Below are 22,904 nucleotides of genomic sequence, written 5' to 3' on the forward strand. Positions count from 1 at the left end.
GGCCTTAGTACTTATGAGCATTTCTCCTATCAACCTTGACACTTGACTGGCACCTAATGCGCTTAGTAAAAATGATGACAAAAGGGGAAGGGAGTGATTAAGGGAATCTCAAAGATTAAGGGGCTAGGGGTGTATGGAGATTACACTAAGCCAGCGGGGATTAACTAGTTTGGAGTAAAGAACCTCATCTATGGATGGAACTACTCCGGAAAGACTACGCTTTCACGACTTTTTGCTCAGCTAGAAAATAAGGCGCTGAATCCTGATATCTCTGGCTCCTCATTCACCATCGATACTGATGAGGAGTCGATAACGGAAAAAAATTTTACGCAATCGAATCAGACTATTAGAGTCTTTAACTCAGACTTTGTTCGTGACAACCTGAATTTTACTGGGCAAAGCTTCAAGCCAATCCTACTCCTAGGCAAAGAGTCCGAAGAGGCACAGAGGAAGCTTGATCATTGCGAAGATCTGTATAAAAGAATACAAGAGAAAGTCAGAGAGATTACAAAGGAAACGGGAAAGATCGAATCAGATTTTTCTACAGCCAAGACGGCCACAGCAGCCAGTATAAAAAAGACTCTTGGCTTAGTTGAGGCCTACACAGCAACACATCTTGGTCGAGATATCTCTACGATCTCGACCCTTGAAGACTCACAACTTCAGGATGATGACCAACTTCGCGGCGATCTCAAACTTTCTTTAACCCCAGAAAGCGAAAAACCTATCACGGTTCCGAAAATTGCTGTGTCCCTGTCTATTGAATCATTGCATGGCGAGGCGGTGGCTTTGCTAGCTTTGACTCCTAACTTAGCCAGCACAATTAAGCATCTAGAAGAAAACCCCCTTATCGAGGGATGGATTGAGAAAGGGCTTTCGCTGCACTCAGAAAAAGACAAATGTGAGTTCTGTGGTGGTGATATCAGCAAACACAGACTGGACGACCTGCAAGCCCACTTCTCCAAAGATCTAGCTGACCATAAGCGCAAGGTAGAAGAGCTTCATAACCGCATTAAAGCGGCCAAGATATCGGTCACCATGCCCAAGGAAGCTGAGTTCAACCCACATTTTCGCGATAAATTCCGCGAGGCAATATCTCCGCTATCTGAGGCGATTGAAGCCTTCAATATGTTGGTGGACACGCTTATGGCAGATGTTCAGAAAAAGATTGGCAATCCTTTCAAGATCCATGAACCTACTGACTTGCCTGAAAATATCGGCCAAATTATTATCGATAATGTCAATACAGTCAATCAGGTTATAGACGATAACAACCAGATTGCATCTAACTTTACCAAGGTTAAAAAAGAGGCGATCAAGCGAGCCAGACTTCATCTGGTCCAAGAGTTTTTTAATGAGCAAGCAAAGGTTGGCCGTGACGCCAAATTAGAACGACTAAAAATCAAGGAAGGGCGATTAAATCGCCTTGCTGGAAGAGTTCAAAAGGAGGCGAATAAACTCAAAGCAGAAATTAGCCTCGCACAACTTGGACGTGAAGAAATCAATAAAAGGCTAGCTTCCATGCTGGGGGAAGAAGCCGTGCAGATTAACGTGGTGCCTGAAGGTGTACAGGAACGGTTTCAACTTGTCCGTAAAAACGGGATGCCGGCTAAAAATCTAAGCGATGGGGAAAAGACAGCAATTGCTTTCTCCTACTTTCTGACCAAGCTCAAAGAACTCAAGTCGGAGAAATTCAAGAAAACGATCGTCTATATCGATGACCCGATTTCAAGTCTAGATTCTAACCACATCTTTCAGGTTACAGCTGCTATTCGCGAATTCTTTTTTCATCAAGTTGAGAACAATGGTAATCTAGAATGGACTACAAAGTGTAAGCAGCTGTTTGTTTCTACGCATAATTTTGAATTTTTAAATTTGCTTCGCGAAGTTAAGCCGGATAACCAAAGAAAAGCGCCCCTGTATTTGATTAAGCGAGTCAAACCCCAAGGCTCTAGGTTAGAGAATATGCCCATATCTCTCTCTAGATATGCATCGGAATATCATTTTCTTTTTGAGGTGGTTTATCGTTTTCATGAAGCTCCTGATAAGACAGATCACGAAATTTTAATGCTTCTTCCTAATGCAGTGCGTCGCTTTGTGGAGCTTTATACTTACTCTCGAATGCCTGGGGTTTCCAAGGAAACCGTTGATCAAAGAGCAGAAAGTTTGTTTGGAAACGAGAAAGCCAAGCGCATTTTGAAAGTTTTTCATTACTTCAGCCACGCGAATAGCGTTGATCGACTTGCCGGGAATAATGAGCTTATTTTTGACTTGGAGCATGCGGTCAACGATTTGCTCTCTGCAATTAGGGAAAAAGACCCCCTTCATTGGGAAGCTCTTGAGAAAGCGGTAAGCGTATAGTGCTCCAGAATGATTATGAAGAGAGTGTCTGGTAATTCTTTGTTCCGGACGTGACTTGACGATATGTCGCTGAGCTTAGGCGTCATACGAGAGCTCTCCTAACGCCCTCTTCTGGCCGAAAGCGATCCTTCTTTATCCCTCGCCGGAACGACGACGTTTTATATTCCTGCTTCTTGGTCACGCGTATTCTTGGCCCTTAAAACGATAATTTTCTATCAATAGTGGATAAACCGTTCCGTCTGCTCATGACACGCCACCAGCTACTGATGCCTCCGTTTCAATAGATCCTGAAAGCCATGGCTTCTCTTTTGCAGTGCCCGTGAGGTTTCATGTCCTGTATTCCGGCCCTTGTGAACAGGATGTGAGTGGATATGCCCTCTAAAAATGCAGGCAATGTCGTTGTCGCTTTGGCGCAGTCACCGGTTATCCGCGGTGCCGTGGCGGACAATCTGACCACGCATCTGCGTTACGTCGAGCGTGCGGCTCAGGACGGCGCCGATGTCATCGTCTTTCCCGAGCTCTCGCTGATTGGTTACGAGCCCGATCTGCTGGAAGCGCTTGCCATGGCTTCCGATGCCGAGGTGTTCAAAACCCTGTCTGCTGCCGCGGTCGAGAACAATATGGCTGTGATTGCAGGTTGTCCGCTGATCAACGACGGCGGCAAGCCCCGCATCGGGGCAGTCATCTGCTTTCCCGATGGGGCGCGTACGTTTTACGCCAAGCAGCATCTGCACGATGGGGAGGAGGCGTACTGCTCGCCGGGTGATGAAGCCTGTCTCTTCACCGTCAACGGCGTGCGCATCGCGTTGGCGATTTGCGCCGATTTTGCCCACACCATTCACAGTGATGCCGTTGCCGCTCAGAAGGCGGCGGTCTATTTAGCCAGTGTGTTGATTTCAGACGGTGGATATGAGGCGGATGCCCAATGCCTCGCCGGCATTGCCCGGCGTCACGGAATGCCTGTGCTGTTTTCCAACCATATCTCCGACACTGGTGGCTGGCAGACCTGCGGCAGAAGCGGCGGATGGAATGCGCGGGGGGCACGCCTTGTGGGCGCCAGCGGGCGTGAGGCCTGTCTGGTCATCGCTGTGATCCGCGATGGTGTGCTGGAGGGCGCATCAGGGCGCGTTATCGCGATGGACAGCGGTGCCTGATCAGCAGGAGCGGCGATCAAGCGCTGGCGTCCGGGCACTGCCCCTTTATCAGACATCGCTTTAAAAAGGCGTTGCTTTCCCCGAGCCCGCCGGGCATAGAATGCAGGTGACATGGTGTTGAAGCGGCCCTGCCGTTTCAAATGAAAAGGGAACGTGGACAAGCCACGGCTGCCCCCGCAACTGTAAGCGATGAGCCCGCCTCACACGCCACTGGCCACTGCCGGGAAGGCGAGGCAAGGGTGATGACGCGCAAGCCAGGAGACCTGCCATGTCGACTTCCATTCATCTCATCCCTGCACGGTGGGTGCAGCAAGGATCAATCGCATGCATATCGAACCGGGCGTCGTCACGGGCGCCAAAATCCTGTTGAGTTACGCCACCGCGGCCGGTGCCTTCGGGCTGACCGCGCGTCTGGCACGGCACACGCTGGTAGGCCGCGATGGCTTCACGGCGCTGATCGGTCGCAGTCTTGTGGCCACGCTGTGTGTCTTCTGCTTTTTCGAGATGTTGCCTCACCACGCCGTGGGCGTGTCGGAGGTCCATCTGATTCTGGGCTCGACCCTGCTGTTACTGTTTGGCGCCGGCCCGACGGCGATCGGCCTGGCGCTGGGGCTTTTGATTCAGGGGCTTTTCTTCGCGCCGTTCGACCTGCCGCAATACGGTATGAACGTGACCACACTGATCGTGCCGCTGTGGGGCATCAGCGTGCTGGCCAGACGCCTGATTCCGCGCGATACGCCCTACGTTGAGGTGACCTATCGACAGGCGCTGGCGCTTTCCACCGCCTATCAGGGCGGCATCGTGCTCTGGGTCGGCTTCTGGGCCTTCTACGGCGAGGGGCTTTCGGCGCAGAGCCTCATCAATGTCAGTACGTTCGGGGTGGCCTACATGAGCGTGGTGATTCTGGAACCGCTGATCGATCTGGGCGTGCTGGCGCTCGCCAAATGGCGCGCCGGCATGACACGCGGGCCGCTGTTCAATGCCCGGCTGCATCGCCCCGCGCTCTGAAAGACGCTCGAGACGCATGATGACAAAGCCCACCCAACGGTGGGCTTTTTGGTTCTGTGCATCAGTCGTGGTTAATGTTTTCTTGATGGTTTGGCTCATGACGAATTAGGCAAAAGTTGCGTTGTTGATATTTGCAATCAAGCTACTGTTAATTTGTCTAATCAAAGGAGCGCTTATGGCCGTCAAGCACATACCGACCGGTGTTGTTCATAAAGGCAATAAAGGCGGGAAAACCGGCTGCGGTTTTGACACGAAAGACCATTCAGATCATTGGGTGTCTTCAGGCAGTAGAATTACCTGCGACAAGAATGGTTGTAAAAATTGAATGGCCGACCGGTTTTTACTCTAAAGCCCACCCAACGGTGGGCTTTTTATTTGATCAACAACCATGCGGCCCGGCCAATAGAGGTGCTGGGCTCAGTGGGCCTTGTTCGCCTCACCGTCGAAGACGGTGGCTTCTTGCAACAGCCAGTCGACAAAACGTGCCACGGCAGGCGACGCTTCACCGATCGCCGGGGTCAGCAGGTCGTAGGTCATGGGGGAGGCGAGGGCATGCTGTTCGCCGAAGGGGCGAATCAGTACGCCGCTGGCCAGCCGGTCCATCACCAGGGGGAGACTGGCCAGCATGAGGCCCCGCCCGGCAATGGCCTGGTCCACGGCCAGCCCGGACAGCGAATAGCGCCTTTGCGGCGGCGACACCTGATTGGCGACGCCGACTGTCTCGAGCCATGTCTGCCAGCCCGGGACGGTGGCGCTCTGTGGAGAGTTCCAGGCCACTTCCAGCAGGGTGTGACGGGCCAGGTCGGCGGGCTTCATGGGCTGACCGTGCTGTTTGAGCAGTGCGGGAGCACAGACGGGGAACAGCTCATCGCCCAACAGCCGGTAACTCGTCACGTCCGACCAGGGGCCGCGGCCATAGCGTATCGCCAGACGCGCCCCGTTGCCTCGCCAAGTGGGGACGATCAGGGTGTCACTGGACTCCAGCGAAATATCGAGACCGCCAATGTGAGCCTCAAATGTGGCCAGCCGTGGCAGCAGCCACAGCTGCAGGAAAGTGGGCGGTGCGCTGAGCGTCAGCATCGGAGTCTGTCGTGCACTCTCCCGCGCGGTCGCGACACCCGCCGCGATGTGCTCAAGGCCGCTGTCGATGTTCCGGGCCAGTTGCCGCCCGATCTCGTTGAGCTGTACCCCGTTGGCATGTCTCTCAAAAAAACGTAACGCCGAGCCGGTCTTCGAGTTGTTTGATCTGACGGCTGACCGCACCGGGCGTCACCCCCAGCCTATTGGCAGCGTGCTTGAAGCTCTGCGTGCGGGCCGCCTCGGCGAATGCGCGCAGTGCATTGAGGGGAAGACGTTCGATCTTCATGGATGAGTTTTCCTGAGCCTTGGCCTCCAGATTAATCGTTTGGCGGTGAGACCGGCAAATGCTCCACTGAGGCCTGTAACCGACAGGAGGCCCTATGCAGAACACCGGACAGGCAACGTCTACTCTATCGACAGACAGCAGGTCGATCCGCCGGCGGCTGGACCTGCAGGCCAGTGCCCTGATGGTGCTGTTCTGCATCGTGCTGGGCGCTCAGCAGGTGGCCATCAAGATGGTGGCGGCAGACATCTCACCGCTGGCGCAGGTAGCCCTGCGCTCATCGCTTGCGGCTGTGCTGGTAGCGGCGCTGGCCTGGTGGCAGGGCATCAGGCTGCGCGATATGCGCGCGCAGCTCGGCCCGGGGATTCTGGTGGGGCTGGGATTTGCCGCGGAGTTCTTGTTTGTGGCCTGGGGGCTCAACCATACGCTGGCCTCTCACATGTCGGTGTTTCTCTACACGGCCCCCGTTTTTGCGGCCGTGGGGCTGCACCTGTGGGTGCCGGGCGAACAGCTGACGCGACGCCAGTGGATCGGTATTGCCCTGGCCTTTGGCGGTATGGTGCTGGCCATGGCGCCGGATACCGATATCGACAATGCCGGTGACATTCTATGGGGCGACCTGCTGGGGCTGCTGGCCGGTCTTGCCTGGGCGGCCACGACGCTGGTGATCCGCCGCTCATCGCTTTCCGAGGCGCCGCCGGTCCAGTCATTGTGCTATCAGCTGACTGTCGCGGGTCTGCTGTTGCTGCCTGCCACGGTGCTGCTGGGTGATGTCGGGCGCATTCAGTTTACCGGCGCGGCGATCGCCAGTCTGACCTTCCAGACGCTGGTCATCTCCTTTGCCGCACTGCTTTTGTGGTTCGCGCTGCTGCGGCGCTACTTTGCCTCGCAACTGGGGGTCTTCTCGTTTCTATCCCCGATTTTTGGCGTGCTGTTCGGGGCGCTCCTGCTCGGCGAGCCCCTGACAATCAATTTTCTCTCCGGTGGAAGCCTGCTGCTGATCGGTCTGGTGGTGGTGACGCGATAAAGAATGTCGTGCTGTCGTCATTCAAGCCTCGGGGGCACCAAATAAGCGGTTAGTGTGGTCTTGAGGCATGGCGGCATAAAAAAACCCACCGTTCGGTGGGCTTTTGGATCATGTAACATCTTCGCAGGAAAGACTCACCCCACGCCGTTGCCGTACCCCATCGCCACGCTTGCCTGCTCGCCGGTTTCCACCCAGATGCTCTGGGGCAGGGTGTACTCCTTGAGGCCTTCCAGGCCACTGGAGCGGCCAAAGCCGCTGTCGCCGAAGCCGCCAAACGGCGACATCACGTTGATCGCCTTGTAGCTGTTGATCCAGACCGTACCGGCACGCAGCTTGCCGGCGACGCGGTGGGCGCGGGCGACGTCCTGCGTCCAGACCGCGCCGGCCAGCCCGAAGCGGGTGGCATTGGCCAGTTGCACGGCCTCGGCTTCGTCATCAAAGGGCATGGCAACGACCACCGGGCCGAAGACCTCTTCACAGGCGATCGCCATGTCGGGCGTTACATCGGCAAGCACCACTGGGGCCAGAAAGTAGCCACTGGCGCCTTCGGGCAGCCCGTGCGGGCGGTGACCGCCGGTCACCAGCCGGGCGCCGGCCTTGACGGCCGTATCGATCATGTTGGTGACGCGCTCGAACTGTCGCGAATTTTGAAGCGGTCCCATGCGAGTGGCGTCCTCTTCCGGCAGGCCGACAGCAATCCGTGCAGCAGCGCGCCCCAGGCGTTCAACGACTTCCTCGAAAATATCGCGCTGGATCAGAAGCCGTGACCCCGCCACGCAGCTCTGCCCGGCGGCGGCGAAGATGGCGGCCTGAGCGCCGGCGATGGCGTCATCAAGGCGGGCATCGTTGAATATGATGTTGGCGGATTTGCCACCCAGTTCCAGCACACTGGGCACCAGCCGCCGGGCACCGGCCCGGGCGATCAGGCGGCCGCTTTCCGGAGAACCGACAAAGACCAGTTTCGAAATGCCGTCATGATCGGTCAGGGCCGCGCCGGTGGTGGGTCCCACGCCGTTGACGATATTGATCAGCCCCTTTGGCAGGCCGCCGCCTTCCAGCAGTTTCGCGATCACGACCGACGTGAAGGGCGTCAGCTCCGAAGGCTTGAGCACCGCGGCATTGCCGGCCGCAATGGCAGGCGCCAGCTGCCAGGCGCAGGTGAACATCGGCGCGTTCCAGGGCGTGATCTGACCCACCACGCCATAGGGCACGTGGCGCACATAGTTGAGATGCGAGGTGGGTACCGGGATCACTTCGCCATGCTGCTTGTCACACCAGCCGGCGTAGTACTCGAACATCTCGCGCACCTTGCCGACCTCGCCGCGACAGTCGCTGATCGGTTTGCCGGCCACCACGCTCTCCAGCTGTGCAAGCTGCTCCTCTTCTCCCGCCAGTGCCCGGATAGCCGCATTCATGTGCCGGCCGCGGGCACTGGCGGTCAGGGCCATCCATTCCATTTGCGCCCGGGCGCCGGCACTGACGGCACGCGACACCAGCGCCGCACCGGCATCGGGATAGCTCACCAGTACCTGGCCGGTGACCGGGTTGCGCAGCGTGATCGGCTCGCCCTGGCCGATGACGGCCTCGCCATCGATCCAGTTGGTGGCCGGCGCGCCGATGTGGCCCAGCCCAAAGTGATCGAGCAGGGTCTCAAGACGTGTTCGGGCGCGTTGATCCAGTTCAGACATGGTCGACATGACAGCGTTCCTGTTACTTGCGGGCGGTGGCGAGAAGGGCATCGGCGATGCGGTTGAAGTCGTCCTGATCCTCGATGTCGCGCGCTTCGTGCCAGCGCTCGACCACGTGATTCAGCAGCGCCCTCGGGGTCTCCAGCTGCTCGGCGGCGTCACGGGCCAGACGCAGGTCCTTGCGCATCAGCCCGGTGGTAAAGCCCGAATCGAAACGCTCGGACAAAATCCACTCGGGGAAGTTGACCTCACTGACGGCGCTGCGCCCCGAGCCGCTGTTGAGCCCGGCCAGGCAGGCCGCCGGGTCAACGCCGGCTCGGGCGGCCATGGCGACAGCCTCGCCGGTGGCGATCAGGTGGGTCGCACACAGGTAGTTGTTGGCCAGTTTCACCACATGACCGCTGCCGGCCGGGCCAACATGGGTATAGCGTGCCGAGAGGGCCTCGAGTACGGGGGTGACCCGCTCAATGGTGGCTGACTCACCGCCCAGCAGCATGCCCATCTGACCGGTGGCGGCGCCTTTCGGACCGCCGCTGACCGGGGCGTCCAGCCATTCAAGGCCGGCGTTTACGATCTTCTGCGCCAGCTCACGGCTGACCACCGGATCACTGGTCGAGGTATCCATCACTACGCTGCCGCGGGCGGCGTGCTCGAGAAGCCCGGAATTGGTTTCGATCACCGTGCGCACATGATCGGCGGTGGGCAGTGACAGCAGATAGATATCGGCTGCCGGCAAGGCGGTATCACTGGAAACGATCAGGCCCTGATCGCTCAGGAGCTGTCGTGTCTGATCATTGGGATCAATACCGGTCACCTCAAAGCCGGCACGCTTGAGCGTGAGCGCCATGTTGCCCCCCATTTGCCCCAGGCCAATGACGACGATCTTCATGGACATGCCTTTCTCCGTGTGATGACAGGTATAAGCGTCAATGTGGCGCCCCGCCAGGGGGGCCGCCACACCGTTGCGGGTCAGAGCAGCAGCTGGGCGACCACGGCCGAGCCGAGATAGGTGCCGGTAAACACCAGCAGTGACACGATCACCAGTTTCCAGCCGGTACGGCGGAACATGCTGAACTCCTGCTTCGACAGCGCAAACCCGGCGTAGGCAAGTACCGGGGTGACGATGGCCAAAAAGTTGACCTGCGACAGCTGTGCCACCAGCCAGGCATTACCGGGGAAAAACGGCAGGGTCATGAGGATGCTGACCAGTGAAATCCAGGCGATCGCCGGCAGGTAGAAGGGTACGACTCGAGTAATCACCAGCCCGAGCAGGCTCATGACATAAAGGATGATCATCCCGGGCAGGGCACCCCAGAGGGTCCCGGCGTTGACCACGTTGGTGATCCAGCCCACCGCGCACACGGCCGCAAGGGCGATCGCGGTCTGTTTGATCTGCTGCTCGGGACGCGTTTCTGCCGCGGTCTCCGTGGCACTGTCGGCATCAAACGTCCGGGCATCAACGCCGGCAGCGGCGCGGCGTTTGGGGCTCAGGCGTTTATAGAGCCACTCCGCGACCGGCAGGGCAATAAATAGCGAGACGTAAAGCCCGGTGGCATAGGTCAGCAGGTTGCTGGCACCGGCAAAGGCCAGCAGTTCCTCGCGCATCGCGGGCACGGCTTCGGCCAGCGCGCCCGAACAGGCGGCCACCATGCTGCCGCTGCCCACCCCACAGGCCATGGCCAGCGCCCGCGGATCAAACCAGCCGTTGGAGCCGAGAAAACCGGCCATCAGCGCAAACCAGAGGGTGCCGAACATGGTCCCGACCACATAGACCCCCATCACGCCGATGCCTTCCGGCCCCTTGAGCCCGTAGCGGTCCGAGATGATCGCGATGTTGGGTTCCCGCGCAATCGAATAGGTCGCCCCGATCGACTCACGGCCCATTTTCAGCACCAGCACGGCAAACGGCAGGGCGATCAGCATGGTCCCCAGATTGCCCAGCTCCTGAAGGATCAGCGCTGGCCCGGCACTGATGATCTGATCGATCGATGGCCCGATGGTAGACCCAAAGCGGGCAATGAACGGCATGATCGCAATCAGGATCAGAGGTGAAGCCGCATCGCTCAGGCGTGGCGGCACCAGCGCATGAAACCGGCTGGAAAGATGCGGGTTAAGGGCAATGGCCAGCAAAAAGGCATAAAACAGCGGCAGCAATAACAGCGTACCAACGCCCAGCGGAATCTTGATGATGCCGATCCACTCGGCAATCAGCGAGAGGACGACGACCAGGAAATGCAGGCGCAGAAGATCGAGCGGAGACGCTCGGGTGACAGAGGTCATGGCAATGTTCCCATTGTGTTGTCTGGCGTACGGCAGGTCATGACCGGCCGGCGCCTATTGTATGGGCCTCGTGTTCATCACGAGGCCTACAGTATCAATGACCTGGGGGAAATGGGGAAGCGCGGCGATGTGTCGCTGAACCGGGGACATGATCGAAGTCATCGGATCGCGTCCTTCGCCCACACGGGTTCAGCGATGGAAAGATGGCATCCTTCAACGGAACATGTCTCCCTTTAGAAGGACTCACTCTCCACTCAGGCTTACCACCACCTCATGCGTCCGCCCATCCAGCGCCACCCTTGCTTCACCAATGATCTCCAGCCGCCCCCCATCCAGCGTGATCCCCACCGCCTCTCCATCCTCAACCCGTTCAACGCGAATCGTCACGTGGTTGCCCTCAAGCTCCACGGTGGCTGAATACCCGGGCCAGTCATCGGGGATGCATGGGTTCACGATCAGTTCGCGCCCTTCACGGCGAATGCCGAGAATGCCCTGCACGCCGGCCTGATAGAGCCAGCCGCTGGATCCGGTGTACCAGGTCCAACCGCCGCGGCCAGTATGCGGCGGTTGTGAGTAGACATCTGCGGCGATCACGTAGGGCTCGACGCGGTAGCGCTGGACGGCCTCATCGGTCAGCGCGTGGTTGATCGGATTGAGCATCGAAAAGAGCTGATGCGCGCGGTCGGCCTGGCCAAGCCTTGAAAAGGCAAGAATCGACCAGGTGGCGGCGTGGGTGTACTGGCCGCCGTTTTCGCGAAGTCCCGGCGGGTAGCCCTTGATGTAGCCGGGCTCCTGATCGCTTTGATCAAACGGCGGGGTGAACAGTAGCGCCAGGCCGTCGTCTTCACGAATCAGATGCTTGAAGACGCTGTCCATCGCCTGTTGTTGCCGTGCCGGGTCGGCACCGCCGGACAGCACCGACCAGGACTGGGCAATGGCATCGATCCGGCACTCTTCATTGGCACTTGAGCCCATCCACTCGCCGCTATCAAAGGTGGCGCGGCGATACCAGGCGCCGTCCCAGGCCTGGGTTTCCAGCGCCTCGCGCAGTGCTTCGGCCCGGTGTCGCCAGCGCTCGGCGCGCGCCGGGTCGCGGGGCGTGATCAGCGGGTCAAACAGGGCCAGCGTGCGTAGCAGCAGCCAGCCCAGCCAGACACTTTCACCGCGGCCTTCCTCACCGACCCGGTTGAAGCCGTCGTTCCAGTCGCCGGTGCCGATCAGCGGCAGGCCGTGTTCGCCGAACTGCTCCAGCGTCTGCTCCAGTGCTCGTACGCAGTGCTCAAGCAGAGGGGCCTGTTCTTCGGCGTCTGAGGGCTGGGTAAACTCGTCGTGGGCACCGGGGGCGAGTTTCGGGGCCTCCAGAAAGCCTACCGGCTCGTCGAGTACGGCCTCGTCACCGGTGCGCTGTATGTAGGTGGCAGTGGCAAACGCCAGCCACACCCGGTCATCGGCGATGCGGGTACGTACGCCTTGCCCCGAGTGCGGTAGCCACCAGTGCTGCACGTCGCCTTCCAGAAACTGTCGTCCGGCGGCGCGCAGCAGGTGATGGCGGGCAAGCTCGGGCAGAGCGAAGGTGAGCGCCATGCCGTCCTGCAGCTGATCACGAAAGCCGTAGGCGCCGCTGGCCTGATAAAACGCCGAGCGTGCCACCACACGACACGCCAGCGTCTGATAGGTCAGCCAGCCGTTGAGCATCACATCCATCGCCCGATCGGGTGTTTTGACCTGCAGCGTGTCATGGAAGGTGCGCCAGTACGCCTCGACAGACGCCAGCTCTGCCACCAGATCGGCCTGTCGATAGCGCGTGATCAGCGTTCGAGCGGTCTCGATATCACTGGCCTGGCCCAGCAGGGTGGCCAGCGTGACGGTCTCGTGCGGCGCTAATGTGAGCGTGCACTGCAACACCGTGCAGGGATCACATCCGGCACCGACCCGGCCGCTCAAGGATTTTTGACGGCGCAGTGCCTCGGGCTCGGCCAGCGTTCCCGTGCCCAGAAACTCGCGTCGATCAGCTGTCCAGCCGCTCTGGCGGGCATCGAGATCCACGAAGCCGACCCGGTCGGGGAAGGCCATGTTCCAGGGATTTTTGACCAGCAGCGCGCCGGTGGCGAGATCGTGCTCGGTGATCAGACAGGGCGCACTTTTGGCGCGCAGGTTGCCCATGATCCAGCTGGCATAGCCGGTGATGATCAGCCGCCTGGGGCTCGAGGTGCGGTTGGTGAGGGTGAGCTGCGAGATCCTGACCGGGTCTTCCAGCGGCACGAACTGTACCAGCGTCATCGAAAGCGCGCGGGTGTCGTGTTCGAAGCGGCTGACGCCGAAACCATGACGAGCCACATATCGCGTGTCTGACCGACCGGGGCGCCAGGGCGCGGCGGTGACGGTGTCGATGGCACCGGTATCGGCATCCTGAATGTAGAGCACGTCGCCGGGCGGATCTCCCACTGCATCGTTGGACCAGGGCGTGAGCTGGTTGTCGCGGCTATTGTCTGCCCACACATAGCCCGCACCCTCGGCGGAGACCTGAAAGCCAAAGCCCTCGTTGGCGACCACGTTAATCCAGGGTTGCGGCGTGGTGGCGCCGTCATCGAGCACGCAGACGTACTCGCGCCCGTCACTGGCAAAGCCGCCGGTGCCGTTGAAAAATTCCAGCGTCTCTTTATCAAACCTGTCGAGCCTCTCTTCTTCGGGATGGGCCAGATCGCGCGGCACCGGTTCACGCTGGATGGGCGTGACGCCTGTCTGCGAAAGCTCAAGGGTGAGCGGTAACAGGTGATCGTCATCGCCGGCCAGCAGTGCCGTCAGCTGTCGGTGCAGCGGCCCCTTGTGGGCCCGGAGCACCACGCGCGCCGTGGCCAGTACCAGATCCCGCGCCGCCTGGCTCAGCTGCGTGCCCCGCAGCGAGATGACCGAGCCCAGCCAGGGTTCATGGCTGTCCTGCGGGGAGGCGTGCGTGCGTATGGCGGTGTCGATGGCGTCCTGTAGCTCCTGCAGGTAGGAGTAGGCGTGCTCGTTGAGAATCACCAGATCGACACCGAGCCCCCTGGCGCGCCAGTACTCGCGGGCGCGCAACAGGGTATCCACCCAGGCGATTTCTTCGGTATCGGCCAAGTGCAGCACCACGATGGGCAGATCGCCCGAGATGCCCATGGCCCACAGGTCGGACTGCCGCGAGAGCCCGCGAATCAGCGTGGGCTCCGGGGCGCGGAACCGGGCATCGTGATAAAGAATCGGTGCGGCCAGACGCTGGAAGTCGGCGGCCTCGTCCAGCGTGATGTCCAGATGGCGCAGCTGCACCTGAGCCTGCGTCCAGGCAAGGGTTTTGACCCGCTCAAGGGCGCCAGCGTCGTGATGGCGGTCAATCAGGGCGACCAGGCTGTCACGGCTGTCGGCCACCACGGTCCAGAAATCGACGTGAGCGGCGTGCCCCGGGGCGATGGTCACGGTGTGGCGCAGCGAGAAGATCGGGTCAAGCACGGCGCCGGTTCGGCCCTTCGGTATCGCGTCCGTTTCATCGAACGGGGCATCCATCAGCGCTGCCGCGGTGGCCAGCGTGCGGCCGCGTCCCATGAATTGCGCGCGATCGGTCTCAAACCCGGGGCATCGCCGGGTGAGGGCCTCGTCATGATGCCCGCGCGCTGGCCTGTCGCTGTCGGCATCGTCGGTTCGAATGAAGTGGGCGGCCCAGATTGGCGCCTCATGGGGATCGCGATGGCGCCGGGTGGCGGTCAGCGCCTGATATTCGGAAATCAGGTCGGTTTCCACGAACATCTTCGCAAAGGCCGGGTGAGCGTCGTCATGATTGGGCGTGGTCAGTACCAGCTCGGCATAGGAGATCAGCTCGATCGTGACCTCGCGCTCGCCATTGTTGGTGACGGTGACCCGGCGAACCTCGCCGTTGTCCTCACCGGACACCAGCACCTCGAGGGTGGTGGTCAGTGTGCCGTCATGGCGCATGAAACGGGCGTGATCCTCGGCGAATTCGACCTCGCGCGAGCTGTCTGCCGGTTCGGAAGCGGTGGTGAGGTCACCGACGCCGCCAGCCAGCCAGCACCGGCCGCTGTCCCGATCGCGCAGGGCGATGAAGCTGCCCCAGTCATCCAGGGTAGAGTCCTCACGCCAGCGCGTGATGGCCAGTTTTCCCCAGCGGCTGAAGCCGGCGCCGGCGGCAGTGAGCATGACCGTATAGTGGCCGTTGGAGAGCAGATGCGTGACCGGGGGTGACGGCGGCCGGCCGGTCAATCGGCGTACGGCGTCGTCGCCTGAGGGCTGCTCGACCACGATGACATGGTCGGTGTCGTTGGGGGAGGGCAGCGTCGAGACCTCGCGGGGCAGGCGCTCGTGCAGCAGCAGCTCGCTGGCCTGAATCATCGGTTCGGCGCGAAAGTGGGTGCGAAGCCGGCCATCAAGCAGGACGTTGGCGATCGCCACGATCGTCATGCCCTGATGGTGGGCCATGGCGTTGCGCACTACCACAAAGCGCCGGTCCAGCGGCAGGCGGGTGGGGGTGAAATCGATGGCGTCGAAAAAGCCATAGCGCCCTTCGGCGCCCAGTTCGCGCAGCCGCTCAAAGTTCTCGATCGCCGCTTTGGGCGCGACCATGGCGGCCAGCGCCGTGGCATAGGGGGCGAGCACAAAGCTGTCGGCCAGCCCGCGCTTGAGGCCGAGCGAGGGCACGCCGAAGTTGGAATATTGATAGTTGAAACTCGCATCGCGGGCGTTATAGGCGGATTCGGAAATCCCCCAGGGCTCGCCGCGCTGGCGCGCGTAATCCTGCTGACAGGCCACGACCAACCGGTTGGTCTGCTCAAGCAGGCTGTCGCGCGGGGCGCGCATGACCAGTGAGGGCATCAGGTACTCGAACATCGACCCCGACCAGGACATCAGCACCACGCCGTCGGGCTGGGGGCTGACGGCGCGACCCAGTCGGAACCAGTGGCGAGTAGGCAGATCGCCCTTGGCGATGCCCACCAGACTTGCCAGCCGCGCTTCAGAAGCCAGCAGGTCATAGCAGCCTTCATCGAGACGGTCTTCGCGCGGGTTATAGCCGATCGACATGAGCCGGCGCTCGGGCACCAGCAAAAAGGTGAAATCCATCTCGTGGGTCAGGGTGCGCGCTTGCTGGGCCAGTGTCAGCAGCCGCTGGGCCAGCAGCTCGTCATCCGAGGTATTGGCGTGGTCCTCGGTGTGCTCGTCGAGACAGCGCTCCAGTCGCATCAGCCACTCGGCCATCGGGGTGCGCTGACTCAGCGCCTCCTGGGCTTCATCGTCATTTTCCGAGACAAGGCTCACGCCACCGGCCTCGTCATCGCGAACGTCAGGGGCGTATTCGGCACGAGTAGCCATGCCTGCCATCTGTACGCGCCATCGGGTCAGCCAGTGTCGGAGATCGCCATCCCCCAGCGTGGCGTCGTCGCGGTCGCTTTCTGATTCGCGCGCCAGCCGCTCGATCAGCGCCTCAATCTCCTTGCAAAGCGTGGCCCTGGCCGCCGCCGACAGGGTCTCGTTAAGCCCGGTGTCTTCATGCAGCAGGTGGAGCGTGTCGATCAGGCCGCTGTGCGGGTCGGCGATACGCGGAGTATCGATCCACGCCTCACAGACATTGGCCAGCGCGATCAGGTGGCCGGCCAGGTTGCCGCTGTCGACGGCCGAGACATAGCGCGGCTCCAGCGGTCGGGTCGTGGCCGTGTCATACCAGTTGTAGAGATGTCCCCGGCAGCGTTCCATCGAATCGAGGGTGGCCAGCGTCGCCTCCAGACGCGCCACGGCCGCGCGGGTACCGATCCAGCCAAAGTCGCGCGCCGCGACACAGGCGAGCAGGTAGAGTCCGATATTGGTCGGCGAGGTGCGCTCGGCGATGATCGGATGAGGGTCGAACTGGAAGTTGTCCGGCGGCAGTGCGTGAGAAGCTGGTGTGACGAAGGTCTCGAAGAAGTGCCAGGTGCGCCGGGCGATATGGCGCAGCGTGCGGGCCTGCGTCGTGTCGAGCTGTAGATTGTCGGTGGTGTCGCGCGGGGCGCGGCTGGTCCACAGCGCCATCAGCGGGGCAGCAAGCCACGCGGCCAGCAGCGGCAGCAGCAACGCCCAGCCGGGCGTTTCAAACAGGGCCAGTGCCAGCACCACGACCAGCGCCAGCAGCGCGCCGCCGGACATTGCGCGGGCGAAGCTGGCCGCACCCGGATGGCGATCTTTTACCAGTGCGGCCGCAGTGGTCCATTCGAGCAGGTGGCGTCGCGAGACGTAGACGCGATAGAGCGTTCGGGCGATGGCATCCATCATCTGCCAGGCCTGATCGGCCAGCAGCACGATGTTCAGCGCACAGCGTCCGCTTTCCAGCGTCAGATCCCGGGCCAGCGTACGCCGGTGATGACGCCAGTCGCCGTCGTAGTGGCGCGGCTTGAGGGCAAAGGTGATCGGCAGCAGCGCCGGAATGATCAGCGCGCCCAGCGTCAGCGTGATGGCGATCAGGGCTACTGGTACCCGGAAGGCGGCGCACACCGCGAAAGCCGCAAACAGGCACGGTGCCAGCAGCGAGCGGCGCAGGTTATCGACGATCTTCCAGCAGCCAACGGCGCCCAGGGCGCGCCGGTCGGCACGGCGTCCGACGACCCAGGGCAGCAGCTGCCAGTCGCCGCGTACCCAGCGGTGCTGGCGGCGAGCGGCCACGTCGTAGCGCTCGGGCTCTGCCTCGACCACTTCGACATCCGTGGCCAGCCCCGCGCGCGCCAGAATGCCCTCGAGCAGATCGTGACTGAGCAGGCTGTTGTCCGGAATGCGCCCGGCAAGCGCCCGCTCGAAGGCGTCCACGGCGTAAATGCCCTTGCCGGCAAACGACCCCTCGCCAAAGAGGTCCTGATAGAGATCCGACACCGCCGCACTATAGACATCGAGCCCGCCCGGGGCCGAAAAGAGCCGCTGATAGCGCGAGCCCTGCCGGCCCACCGGCAGCGACGGCGTGATGCGCGGCTGTAAAATGGCGTGGCCGTGGGTCACGCGGCCGTCGATGTCGAACACCGGCTGATTGAGCGGGTGGGCCATCTTGCCCACCAGCCGGGAGACGGTATCGCGGGGCAGACGCGTATCGCTGTCGAGCGTGACCACATAGCGAACGTCTTTCGGTACCCACAGCGGTTGATCGTTAACGCTCATCCAGGAGGTGTCCTGCGCGCCGCACAGCAACCGGTTGAGCTCGGTCAGCTTGCCGCGCTTGCGCTCCCAGCCCATGTAGCGTTCTTCCTGGGCATTGTACTGACGTCGCCGATAGAGCAGTACAAAGCGCGGGCCGGCCGGGCCGGGGCCGTGGCGCTGGTTGAGCACGGCGATGGCGTCACCGGTGAGGTGCAGGCGTCGGGCGTCATCCGGCAGCGTTTCGCGATCGGCATCGAGCCCATCAAGCAGCAGGGCAAACGTGACATCGCCTGCCCTGCCGGAGAGATAGTGCACTTCCAGCCGCTCGACGAGCTCATGAAGTTCATCGTCATCGCCGAGCATCGCCGGAATCACCACCAGCGTTCTCATCGAGCCCGGCACGCCGCTTTCCAGCGCCAGCCCTGGCAGGGCCTCGCCGCCCACGCCCATGCCCAGCATGCGATTGACCAGTGACAGCGCAATGTCGTTGGCCGGCAGCACCATCAGCGCCAGCCATACCCATGTCCAGGCCGATACCCGTCCGGCCGATTCGAACCCCCACCAGGCCAGCAGCAAAAAGGCCGCGGTCAGCAGCCAGCAGGCCCCGGAATAGCCCCTCAGCCCCAGCCCGAGGACCATTCGTCGAATACGCAGGCCGGTCGGGGCGCGAAAGCCCAGCCGTCCTTCGAGTTCGGGGCGGCCCTTGTCGATCAGATAGTAGCCGGGGTCTGTGCGCTGAACGTCGAGCGGATCGGCCACTGCGTCCATCGGGATCGCGTTGGCGGCCTCGAGCGCATGACGTGTGACCGTGAGCTCATCAACGTGGGCGCCCCGGGCGAGCTGCTCGATCGCATCGCGATAGCGGTCGCGCGTGGCGAAATCCATCTCGCCGAAACGGCTGCGCTCGCGCAGGCAGCGATCCACCAGGCTGACGTTCTCGACCAGAGTAGCCCAGTCAAAATCGGCGATGTGGCGCAGGCTGGTGATCGCGTTGCGCACGCTGATGTTGGCGGCGCCCTGACGGTGATGTGCCTGGTGCACGACCGTTTGCGTATTGGTGCCCAGCCGGGTCATCTGCCGTTCCAGCCAGTGAAGCGCCGGCGAGCGCTCCGGGTCCTGATCGCGCAGACGTTTGGCCAGCTGTGCATAAAAATGATCGGCGAAGGCATCGTCGATTGAAGACTGCGCCTCGGCCAGCGCGCGGGCGCTGTCGACCTCGAGCTGAATCAGCTGTTCGCACAGCGCATCGGCAGCGTTGCGGGCATCGCGGGCCCCCATGATCTGGTCGGCCAGACGCCGGATGTTTTCCACCAGCACCAGGCGCAACGAGATCGCTACCGCCCAGAGCTCGCCCAGGGTCAGCGGTTCGACGCGCTGGTAGGCATCGAGAAAGCGGATCAGGGTCGGTGAATCGAAGCGACTGTCGGTGTGCGCGACATAGGCCCAGGCCAGCCCGAACACCCGCGGGTAGCCGGCAAAGGGACCGCCTTCAAGCTTGGGCAGCTGGCGGTAATAGCCCGGTGGCAGGTCGCGCCGGATATCCCCGACGTGTTTTTCGACATGGTTATAGTGATCGAGCAGCCATTCAGCAGCGGGCACGGTATCGTGGCGGTGAGCGGCATCAACGCTCAGGCGGTGATGGATAATCTTGAGTGCCGCGATGTTGTCGGCGAGACGATGATGAAGGGCCACCACTCGGGGCGGGTGCGCGGTAATCGCCTGTGCCCGAGCCAGACTCTCGGCGTGCTGTTCAAGCCGCTCGGGACCAAAGAGTTCTTCCCGCACCGGGGCGGTGTCCTGCCACGGCGAGTGGCCCTGAAAGTGTCGGGCCCAGCGCTGCCAGGGCCTCATCGTTGTCCTGCCGGGCCGGAGCAGGCCGTGAACCACACATCAAGGAAGCATAGAGCAGGAAAACATCGTTCCATCGTCGTTCTCCTTCTCGTCACGAGACGAGAGAGCGGCCGGACAGGCGCGGAGATGCGCTTCCAGCCGAATCAGGCATGATCACTTCATACCGCGGGGCGAGCGCATTGCGATAGGCAGGGCGTCAATCCACGGTGTCATGAACGAGGTGAGGGGAGGCGCATCAGGGAAGGGCGCGTGGGCCGTCAACAAGGGCGGTGGGGCAAGACACGCGGTTGACGCGAATCCGGGCAGATCGTTGGATATAGTATGGATCGGCCCGGGACGTTTGACGAACAGGTTTGACTTATATATGCCATCTTCGAGTCATGCGGCTCATCGACATCGCTTGCGGCATCATGGCAGGACAAACATCACGAAACGGCTGGCGTGACAAGGCGCTCGTTCAAAATATCTGGCGTCAGCTCGTGTACTTCTTCGAGGATTCGAAAACCGTGAATCAGCGAGTCAACGGGGCCGTGCTGTTGCTGGATTCCGGCATTGGTGGGCTGACCATTGCGCGTGCCATACGTCATCGCCTGCCGGGTCTCAAACAGCACTATATCGCCGATTATGCGGCCTTCCCTTATGGCCATCTTGCGACCGACGCGCTGATTGCGCGGGTGTGTGAGCTGGCCACCCGTTTTGTGGCGGTGTGTCCGGTCGATGCGGTAGTGATCGCCTGTAATACCGCCTCGACCGTCGTTTTGCCTTCATTAAGAGCGCAGTTGTCTGTGCCGGTGGTCGGCGTGGTGCCGGCGATTCGACCGGCCGCGACGGCCAGCCGCAGCGGTGTCATCGGCGTGCTGGCCACCCCGGGCACGGTGAAAAGCGCCCACGTCGCGACCCTGATCGAGCGCTTTGCCGGACATTGCCGGGTGTTGACGGTCGGCGCTTCGAATCTGGCCGCACTGGCCGAGCAGTACTGGCTTGAGGGCACACTCCATGAAAAGGCTCTGGCCCTTGAGCTCTCTGCCCTGCGTGACCCCGAATGGCGCTCACTCGATCGGCTGGTACTGGGCTGCACTCACTATCCGCTGCTTCGAGATCCGATTCAGGCGCAGCTGGGCGGCCACGTTCAACTGATCGATTCGGGTGACGCGGTCGCCCGACGGCTGGAGGTTGTGCTGGGGGACGGCTCACTGACGCAGGGTGACAGCTCTGCTGGCCGTTTCCATGTAACTGGCGCACTGCCGGTAGAGGCCGGGTTTGAAGCGCAGGTCAGGGCCGAGGGGTTTGGCGAGATCCTCGTGAATGGATACTGACAAGGGTCAGAATGACTGAAGGCCAACGTCGCCAGCATCAAGACGGTATTCTGTTGGTAAGCACTTCACACTGAAAATAGCGAGGAAGCAGCGTGGCAAAAACCGATCAAACCTTGCGGGCACTGCATGATGAAGGACTGTTACTGCTGGCCAATGTGACCGATGCCGGTAGCGCCCGCCTCGTGGAAGCCAGAGGCGCCAAAGCCGTGGCCACCAGCAGCGCGGCACTGGCCTGGTCATGGGGCTATCGAGACGGTAACCAGCTGCCGCTCAAGCTTTTAAGCGCCAGCGTTGAGGCCATGGCTCGGGTGCTGACCGTACCGCTGAGCGTGGACATCGAAGGCGGCTTCTCGGACGATCCCGACAAGGTGGCAACGGTCGTCGAAGCGGTTCTGACGGCCGGCGCCGTCGGCATCAATCTGGAAGACGGTCATGCCAGCCCGGAAATACTCTGTCGCAAGATCGAGGCGGCAAGGCGTGTGGCAGAGGCCAAAGGCGTGGATCTGTTCATCAACGCGCGTACTGACGTGTATCTCAAGGGGCTGGTCGCGCCCGAGCAGCAGCTCGCCGAGACCCTGACCCGGGCGGGTTTTTACAGCAGTGCCGGGGCCGACGGCCTCTTTGCCGCCGGCATGGTTGATGCTGATGACATCGGCGAGCTGTGTCGCTCGACCCCGCTGTCGGTCAACCTGCTCTATCGCCCTGATCTGCCGGAGATCGAGGCGCTTTGCGAACTCGGCGTCAGACGCCTGAGCGCCGGTTCGGCCATTGCCGAGTTTCTGTATGGCGCCAATGCCGCGCTGGCGGCTGACTTCATGATCACCGGCAGACTCTCGACGCAACACCTGGACGCCCTGACCTATAAGGGGCTGAACGAGCTGATGCCGCCGGTGTAGGGCAGGTCATTCCAGCCGTCGCAGGTGCCCGGTACGCGTGCCGATGTTGATGGCATGCTGCTGCAGCGCCTTGATCAGTGACTTGCGATAATGGCAGGTCATGCTCGAGGTGGCGGTGGCGCAGCTCAGAGCTCCAGGAGACTCACCTGCCTGTGTCGTGATCGCGACGGCAACGCCGGTATAGCCCTCAAGGCCGATACCGCCAGCACTAACGGCATGTCCCTGGCGAGCCGCCTGGTGGATGCGCCGTCGAATCCTTGAGAGTTCAAGGTGATATTCACGTTTCAGGCGAGGCGCATTGTGCTGCAGGATGTGTTCGCGCTGTTCGCGTTTCATGGCAGCCAGCAAGGCGATACTGGCCTGACCCACGCCCATCAGAATGCGCCCGCCTACCGCCTGTGAGAAACAGCGAACCGGACGTTCGCCATCCTGCATCTCCAGACACAGCGCAAAATACCCGTCCGGTACCAGAAGAAAGAAACTGTCACCGAATTCGGCGGCCAGCTGCAAAAGCGCAGGCCTGGCCAGCTCGCGCAGCCCGCTATCGTTGCCGGCCTGTGCGCCCAGCGACAAGAGCTCATAGCCCAGAAACCAGGCGCCGCGCCCCGATGGCTGGCGCAACATCCCCTGCTGACGAAGCCCGGCCAGCAAACGGTAAAGGGTGGCGCGCGACAGTTCTGTGCTTGCCTGTAGCGTTTCAAAGGTGGCGCCCTCATCACCCCGGGCGGCCACCGTGCGAAGAATCTGCATGGCGCGTCCCAGTGTCTGGGTGCCTGCGATCTCGGGACGTTCTTCGACAGGGGGCAGGTGTGCTGGACCCGACATGATGCCT

13 protein-coding genes and 1 riboswitch are annotated in these 22,904 nt (G+C 61.4%); of the genes, 6 read left to right on the forward strand and 7 right to left on the reverse strand.

Annotated elements, in window-relative coordinates:
* Positions 1–186: 186 nt before the first annotated feature.
* The 3 genes from B9H00_RS10255 to B9H00_RS10265 all read left to right on the forward strand — a co-directional run bounded on the left by B9H00_RS10255 (position 187) and on the right by B9H00_RS10265 (position 4,523).
* Entirely contained in the window at positions 187–2,361 is a 2,175-nt protein-coding gene (locus B9H00_RS10255) for an AAA family ATPase (RefSeq protein ID WP_211329636.1), read from the forward strand.
* A 371-nt stretch (positions 2,362–2,732) separates the two neighbouring features.
* Positions 2,733–3,515: a carbon-nitrogen hydrolase family protein gene (locus B9H00_RS10260; RefSeq protein WP_086900578.1), complete on the forward strand. Its 783-nt coding sequence runs from the start codon at positions 2,733–2,735 to the stop codon at positions 3,513–3,515.
* 95 nt (positions 3,516–3,610) lie between these two features.
* A riboswitch (cobalamin riboswitch) is annotated at positions 3,611–3,800 on the forward strand.
* Between the two features lie 39 nt (positions 3,801–3,839).
* On the forward strand, positions 3,840–4,523 hold the full coding sequence (locus B9H00_RS10265; protein ID WP_086900579.1) for an energy-coupling factor ABC transporter permease: 684 nt from the start codon (positions 3,840–3,842) through the stop codon (positions 4,521–4,523).
* A 417-nt stretch (positions 4,524–4,940) separates the two neighbouring features.
* Here B9H00_RS10265 and B9H00_RS10275 read toward each other — a convergent pair whose 3' ends face one another.
* Positions 4,941–5,603, reverse strand: coding sequence for a LysR substrate-binding domain-containing protein (locus B9H00_RS10275; protein WP_211329627.1), 663 nt, complete (start codon positions 5,601–5,603; stop codon positions 4,941–4,943).
* A gap of 124 nt (positions 5,604–5,727) precedes the next feature.
* On the reverse strand, positions 5,728–5,889 hold the full coding sequence (locus B9H00_RS17150; RefSeq protein ID WP_211329628.1) for a LysR family transcriptional regulator: 162 nt from the start codon (positions 5,887–5,889) through the stop codon (positions 5,728–5,730).
* Between the two features lie 94 nt (positions 5,890–5,983).
* On the opposite strand from B9H00_RS17150, the gene B9H00_RS10280 reads away from it, so the two are divergent.
* The gene (locus B9H00_RS10280) at positions 5,984–6,913 is read left to right on the forward strand and encodes a DMT family transporter (RefSeq protein ID WP_086900580.1); all 930 of its coding nucleotides are present in this window, start codon (positions 5,984–5,986) and stop codon (positions 6,911–6,913) included.
* 134 nt (positions 6,914–7,047) lie between these two features.
* Here the strand turns inward: B9H00_RS10280 and B9H00_RS10285 are convergent, their stop codons facing one another.
* The 4 genes from B9H00_RS10285 to B9H00_RS10300 all read right to left on the reverse strand — a co-directional run bounded on the left by B9H00_RS10285 (position 7,048) and on the right by B9H00_RS10300 (position 19,860).
* Positions 7,048–8,601: an aldehyde dehydrogenase family protein gene (locus tag B9H00_RS10285; protein WP_086901822.1), complete on the reverse strand. Its 1,554-nt coding sequence runs from the start codon at positions 8,599–8,601 to the stop codon at positions 7,048–7,050.
* A 22-nt stretch (positions 8,602–8,623) separates the two neighbouring features.
* Positions 8,624–9,496 carry an NAD(P)-dependent oxidoreductase gene (locus tag B9H00_RS10290; RefSeq protein WP_236944252.1) on the reverse strand — a complete coding sequence of 291 codons (873 nt, stop codon included), beginning with the start codon at positions 9,494–9,496 and terminating at the stop codon, positions 8,624–8,626.
* 74 nt (positions 9,497–9,570) lie between these two features.
* The gene (locus B9H00_RS10295; protein ID WP_086900581.1) at positions 9,571–10,881 is read right to left on the reverse strand and encodes a DUF3100 domain-containing protein; all 1,311 of its coding nucleotides are present in this window, start codon (positions 10,879–10,881) and stop codon (positions 9,571–9,573) included.
* Between the two features lie 243 nt (positions 10,882–11,124).
* Positions 11,125–19,860: a GH36-type glycosyl hydrolase domain-containing protein gene (locus tag B9H00_RS10300; RefSeq protein ID WP_086900582.1), complete on the reverse strand. Its 8,736-nt coding sequence runs from the start codon at positions 19,858–19,860 to the stop codon at positions 11,125–11,127.
* Positions 19,861–20,270: 410 nt separating this feature from the next.
* Here B9H00_RS10300 and murI point away from each other — a divergent pair, with 410 nt between their 5' ends.
* Positions 20,271–21,176, forward strand: a complete 906-nt coding sequence (gene murI, locus B9H00_RS10305) for a glutamate racemase (protein ID WP_157663209.1) — start codon at positions 20,271–20,273, stop codon at positions 21,174–21,176.
* A gap of 92 nt (positions 21,177–21,268) precedes the next feature.
* The gene (locus tag B9H00_RS10310) at positions 21,269–22,072 is read left to right on the forward strand and encodes an isocitrate lyase/PEP mutase family protein (protein WP_086900584.1); all 804 of its coding nucleotides are present in this window, start codon (positions 21,269–21,271) and stop codon (positions 22,070–22,072) included.
* 6 nt (positions 22,073–22,078) lie between these two features.
* On the opposite strand, the gene B9H00_RS10315 is transcribed toward B9H00_RS10310, so the two are convergent.
* Entirely contained in the window at positions 22,079–22,897 is an 819-nt protein-coding gene (locus B9H00_RS10315) for an IclR family transcriptional regulator (protein WP_086900585.1), read from the reverse strand.
* Positions 22,898–22,904 lie beyond the last annotated feature (7 nt).

Origin of the sequence: Kushneria marisflavi (assembly GCF_002157205.1) — a bacterium.
GTDB classification, from domain to species: domain Bacteria; phylum Pseudomonadota; class Gammaproteobacteria; order Pseudomonadales; family Halomonadaceae; genus Kushneria; species Kushneria marisflavi.

Excerpts from the sequence above, each read along its gene's own strand:
- B9H00_RS10280 (WP_086900580.1), top strand. The coding sequence starts at position 5,984 with ATGCAGAACACCGGACAGGCAACGTCTACTCTATCGACAGACAGCAGG.
- B9H00_RS10275 (WP_211329627.1), bottom strand. The coding sequence starts at position 5,603 with ATGCTGACGCTCAGCGCACCGCCCACTTTCCTGCAGCTGTGGCTGCTG.
- B9H00_RS10265 (WP_086900579.1), top strand. The coding sequence starts at position 3,840 with ATGCATATCGAACCGGGCGTCGTCACGGGCGCCAAAATCCTGTTGAGT.
- B9H00_RS17150 (WP_211329628.1), bottom strand. The coding sequence starts at position 5,889 with ATGAAGATCGAACGTCTTCCCCTCAATGCACTGCGCGCATTCGCCGAG.
- B9H00_RS10300 (WP_086900582.1), bottom strand. The coding sequence starts at position 19,860 with ATGAGGCCCTGGCAGCGCTGGGCCCGACACTTTCAGGGCCACTCGCCG.
- B9H00_RS10260 (WP_086900578.1), top strand. The coding sequence starts at position 2,733 with ATGCCCTCTAAAAATGCAGGCAATGTCGTTGTCGCTTTGGCGCAGTCA.
- B9H00_RS10295 (WP_086900581.1), bottom strand. The coding sequence starts at position 10,881 with ATGACCTCTGTCACCCGAGCGTCTCCGCTCGATCTTCTGCGCCTGCAT.
- B9H00_RS10285 (WP_086901822.1), bottom strand. The coding sequence starts at position 8,601 with ATGTCTGAACTGGATCAACGCGCCCGAACACGTCTTGAGACCCTGCTC.
- B9H00_RS10315 (WP_086900585.1), bottom strand. The coding sequence starts at position 22,897 with ATGTCGGGTCCAGCACACCTGCCCCCTGTCGAAGAACGTCCCGAGATC.
- murI (WP_157663209.1), top strand. The coding sequence starts at position 20,271 with ATGGCAGGACAAACATCACGAAACGGCTGGCGTGACAAGGCGCTCGTT.
- B9H00_RS10290 (WP_236944252.1), bottom strand. The coding sequence starts at position 9,496 with ATGTCCATGAAGATCGTCGTCATTGGCCTGGGGCAAATGGGGGGCAAC.